We start from the raw sequence: 4,433 nt of genomic DNA, 5'->3' as shown, positions 1-4,433 counted from the left end.
AGGTAGTTTTGATTTGACATTCAACGGTCCTTCTATTCGTGTTATAGGTAATTTTTAAACCCAAAGAGAAAATCTATTTGTAAATATCTTTCAGTTTAACTTTATCGCCATTAACTTTAGTTATTTCCAAATCGTAGCGGATGGTAATCGGGGTTCCCAGGGGTGCGTAATAATATATGATCCAGGCATCGGATTCCCTGGTGCCAATACATCCATTGGAACTGGCCTTACCCAGAGTTTTAGGATTAGTTGTTGGATGTATCATCTGGCCATTTCTAATGCCATTAATTTCAGTCTCAATCCACGGTATTTGCGGCATTAAGGTAGTTTTATTATCATCTCTCTTTGTTAGATAAAAGCGCTTTTGGTCTACAGGATTGTAAAATTTCGGATTTCTTTCCAAACGAATAATTTTCCCAATTCCAGTTAATGTTCTTAAGTCGGTAATTTTGTCGCCCATGGCCAAATATTTTTTCGTGTTTTTTCCTACTCTTACCGGAAAGGTAAATAGTGCTGTGGTATCCTGATAAATTCGCAGCTTAAACTCCGGGATATTTATATCGAGATACGTTTTTTTAAAGGAATCCTTGAGGGAGGCTGCCGACAAGGAATCGGGGATCAAAAGAGAATCCGATGATTTTAGAACTACCATTTTCCGCTGATCATAAACAAATGAATCACGCGCCATCATTCTATAATAATCCGTATTGGCCAGGGTGTCAATTATCCAGGGATTGGCATGTACCAAAAGGTGTTCTGATAAGGGGTAAGGAACCAAAGAATCATAGGCCATTACCAAAGAATCCATATAGTTAAAATATTGGCTTACAGCAATATCACGTGTCATATGGATCCAACTGCCCGTAATAAGTTTTTTTACAGAATCAGGAATAAGTTCCCTGGGCCCTACTTGCGTTTCTTTTGGTAGTTTATATGAATTGATAGGGGGTGTAAAAGAAGCACCAATTCCTAAAATAAGGATCCCAATAAAAAGTACAGGTTTTATAATCATTGGTCTTGCTGTTTTAGTTCAATTTCTTTTTGTCTTAGAGTTATCTGAGACATTGTAAAATTAATGCTCATATGAAGACAATACAATGAGTAAGATCAGTCCGTACATATGACTTTTATCATTTATAACCTTTGGTATTAAGGGTATATTTGGAGTAGATAGTACATAAGTTAAATAACCCATGAGTACGGTAAAACGAAGTTTGGGTGGAATAAAACAATTCTTTATAGAGATAGGGGAGTTGGCCTATTTTGCCGGCCGCTTTTTTAAGGAACTGTTCAGGCCTCCTTTTGAGTTTAAAGAGTTGCTTAGGCAGTGTTATCATATGGGTAACCGTTCTCTGGTATTAGTACTGGTTACAGGATTCATTATTGGATTAGTACTTACCTTACAATCCAGGCCTACGCTAATTGAGTTTGGTGCCGAATCCTGGATGCCAAATATGGTAGGGATTTCTATTGTTCGTGAACTGGGTCCTGTGATTACCGCGCTGGTTTGTGCAGGGAGAATTGCATCGGGTATCGGAGCCGAATTAGGTTCTATGCGTGTTACCGAACAAATAGACGCCATGGAAGTATCAGGTACAAATCCGTTTAAATATTTGGTTGTGACGCGAATCTTAGCAACTACTCTTATGCTGCCATTACTCATCATTATGGGAGACGCCATTGCATTATACGGATCTGCGCTGGTTGAAAATTTTAAGGGAAACGTCTCATTCGTGCTCTATTTTAATCGTGTTTTTGATGCATTGGATTATCGGGATTTGGTTCCTGCAACGATAAAATCTTTCTTTTTTGGTTTTGCAATTGGCCTGGTAGGCTGTTTTAAGGGCTACTACAGCAAAAAGGGTACGGCAGGGGTAGGTTTAGCGGCCAACACGGCAGTGGTTTTTACCTCCATGCTATTGTTTGTGATTGATTTTATAGCTGTATTTATTTCTGACATTTTTTACGACCTGTGATGATAGAAGAAAAAGAAAGTTTCAATAATACCGTGACCGGCGAAAGTGAAGTCATAATCCATATCAAAGATCTTTATAAGCGCTTTGGAAATAACCGGGTACTCAACGGTTTTAATATGAAATTGTACAAGGGGGAAAATTTAGTGGTTATGGGAAAATCGGGTTCCGGAAAATCTGTAATGATTAAATGCCTTGTGGGATTAATGCAACCCGATAGTGGTTATATATCGGTTATGGGAAATGAGATTAAATTATTGGATAGGGCAACCCTTGATATATTGCGATCAGAAATTGGATTTTTGTTTCAGGGCAGCGCTTTGTATGATTCTATGACAGTAAGGGAAAATTTAGAATTTCCTATGCGACGACACAAAGAGAAACTAGGTAACATCTCAGATACAACGCCTTTAGTACTTGAGGCTTTAGAGAGCGTAGGTCTGGCAGACGCTATAGATCTAATGCCGGAAGAACTTTCCGGTGGAATGAAAAGACGTGTGGCTTTGGCTCGTACCCTTATTCTCAGGCCAAAGATTATTTTGTACGATGAACCAACCAGTGGTTTGGATCCCATAACTTCGAAAGAAATTATTGAATTAATGCGAAGTATTCAAAAAAAGTATGGCACATCTTCTTTGATCATTACCCATGATGTGGACTGTGCACGTGTAATTTCAGAACGTATGATTCTACTTGTAGATGGTATTAATTATGCCGAAGGCACTTATGACGAACTTGTTAAATCTAAGGACCCTAAGGTAGAAGCATTTTTTAAAAAATAACGATATGGAAAAAACAAGCTTAGAAAAATTGAGACTTGGAATTTTTGTGATTCTGGGAACAGCATTGCTTGTAATTGCTGCCTATCTGATAGGAAACAGACAAAATATGTTTGGTAACACTTTTACGGTCCATGCCGTTTTTAAAAATGTAAATGGCCTGGAAAAGGGCAATAATGTGCGCTACTCAGGCATAGGCGTAGGTACTGTAAAAGATATAGTAATGGAAAATGATTCTACGATAAATGTAGTAATGAACATTCAGGAAAATATGATAAAACATATTAAAAATAACGCTATAGCTACAATAGGCTCTGATGGCTTAGTGGGAAGTATGATTGTAAATATTGTTCCCGGAAGTGGAATGGGAGCTATTATAAAATCGGGAGATGAAATTATTTCATATAGTCGTATTGGCGCAGAAGATATGATGAGTACCTTGAATGTAACTTCTGAAAATGCAGCACTACTAACTGCCGATTTACTAAAGGTTACTGCTGCGCTTACCAAAGGAGAAGGTACTTTGGGTCGCCTGCTTAATGATACCTTAATGGCTAAAAACCTTGAACAAACCATCTTGAATCTGAAACTGGCTAGTGCCAAGGCCAATACTACATTGGAGGAAGTGAACAGATTTGTAAAAGTAGCCAACTCCGAGAATTCTGTAGTTGGGGTCTTATTACGCGACTCCCTGGCCGGATTTGAAATAAAACAAATTATTCACAATCTTGAATCGGCCAGCGACAGGATGCAGAAAATAACGGTTAATTTAGATAGTGTGGTCACTGATATTTCAGAGGGTGAAGGAGCATTAAATTACTTAACCAAAGACACCATTTTAGTACAACGGCTGGAAGCGACCATGAAAAGTATAGAAGAAGGTACGGCGAGGTTTAATGAGAATATGGAGGCCTTTAAGCATAACTTTTTAACCCGGGGTTATTACAAAAAAATGGCCAAAGAGGAACAAAAAGCTGCGAAAAAGGAGCAGAAAAAAAATTGAATGGAATTTATGTATTGCTCATTCTCATTTATAAGGCTGTCTTACTATAGTCTTCCATTTTTCAGGTGCAGCCCTTCTTATATCTGAAAGGTAGATTTCATGGTGCTTTCCGGAAAGATTGTGTCCATTATCGATAATGAAATCATGCATTTTTTTGATGGTAGGACCTTCTTCCGAAAATGGCCCAATATGCAAGGTTTGCGCCACTTTTCCCTCTTTAAAAGCTTCAAAACGAATTTTAGACAATGCTTTGGGATTCTTTTTTTTTCTAACCTCTTCTATGGCGATAGCTACCAATTCTTTGGTCACGGCTTCTGGTTGCATTATCAGTGCAGTCCATTTCCAATCTTCTTTTTTGTTATGATCAAATTTTGACATATCGTCTACCCACCAAAGTCCTTCAAGCGGCATAACACTGTAATCAATGCCTAACTCACCTTTTTTAATCATAAATTTTAGGGTATAGGAAAGGCTATACAAAGCCTCTATAGCTTCTTTATAGGCTAAAGAGGTATTTGGATCACCTATGCCGTCTATCATCAAAAAATTCATTTTAGGGATATCTCTAAATTCAATTTTACGGGGTGATGGTTTGTAGAGATGTTTCAATTCTTTTTTGTAATCAATCTTGTCCATCCTTTGGCCTTTTGAAGAGGATACTCTGTTTGTATTAAAAAT

At 37.8% G+C, this 4,433-nt stretch carries 5 protein-coding genes; 3 read left to right on the top strand and 2 right to left on the bottom strand.

From position 1 onward, the window contains the following. Positions 1 to 73 precede the first annotated feature (73 nt). Positions 74 to 1,012 (bottom strand): L,D-transpeptidase, encoded by a 939-nt coding sequence (locus tag WBN20_RS09010; RefSeq protein ID WP_424281446.1) that lies wholly within the window; start codon positions 1,010 to 1,012, stop codon positions 74 to 76. Between the two features lie 181 nt (positions 1,013 to 1,193). Here WBN20_RS09010 and WBN20_RS09005 point away from each other — a divergent pair, with 181 nt between their 5' ends. The 3 genes from WBN20_RS09005 to WBN20_RS08995 are packed head-to-tail and all read left to right on the top strand — an operon-like array spanning position 1,194 to position 3,755. Next, positions 1,194 to 1,976 carry an MlaE family ABC transporter permease gene (locus tag WBN20_RS09005; protein ID WP_424273750.1) on the top strand — a complete coding sequence of 261 codons (783 nt, stop codon included), beginning with the start codon at positions 1,194 to 1,196 and terminating at the stop codon, positions 1,974 to 1,976. Beyond that, positions 1,976 to 2,755, top strand: coding sequence for an ABC transporter ATP-binding protein (locus tag WBN20_RS09000; RefSeq protein ID WP_424281445.1), 780 nt, complete (start codon positions 1,976 to 1,978; stop codon positions 2,753 to 2,755). Before WBN20_RS09005 ends, WBN20_RS09000 begins: the two co-directional genes overlap by 1 nt. 4 nt (positions 2,756 to 2,759) lie before the next feature. Further along, positions 2,760 to 3,755, top strand: a complete 996-nt coding sequence (locus tag WBN20_RS08995; protein WP_424281444.1) for an MlaD family protein — start codon at positions 2,760 to 2,762, stop codon at positions 3,753 to 3,755. A 24-nt stretch (positions 3,756 to 3,779) separates the two neighbouring features. Here the strand turns inward: WBN20_RS08995 and WBN20_RS08990 are convergent. Then, the coding region (locus WBN20_RS08990; RefSeq protein ID WP_424281443.1) for a GyrI-like domain-containing protein at positions 3,780 to 4,433 on the bottom strand (654 nt) is incomplete at its 5' end.

It is taken from the genome of Eudoraea sp. (assembly GCF_049665975.1).
Lineage (GTDB): Bacteria > Bacteroidota > Bacteroidia > Flavobacteriales > Flavobacteriaceae > Eudoraea.
Note: the sequence above shows the minus strand (reverse complement) of the source record. Positions and strands in the feature narration are given on the sequence as shown.

Coding starts and splice junctions, on each gene's coding strand:
- WBN20_RS09005 (WP_424273750.1), top strand. CDS start 1,194: ATGAGTACGGTAAAACGAAGTTTGGGTGGAATAAAACAATTCTTTATA.
- WBN20_RS09000 (WP_424281445.1), top strand. CDS start 1,976: ATGATAGAAGAAAAAGAAAGTTTCAATAATACCGTGACCGGCGAAAGT.
- WBN20_RS08995 (WP_424281444.1), top strand. CDS start 2,760: ATGGAAAAAACAAGCTTAGAAAAATTGAGACTTGGAATTTTTGTGATT.
- WBN20_RS09010 (WP_424281446.1), bottom strand. CDS start 1,012: ATGATTATAAAACCTGTACTTTTTATTGGGATCCTTATTTTAGGAATT.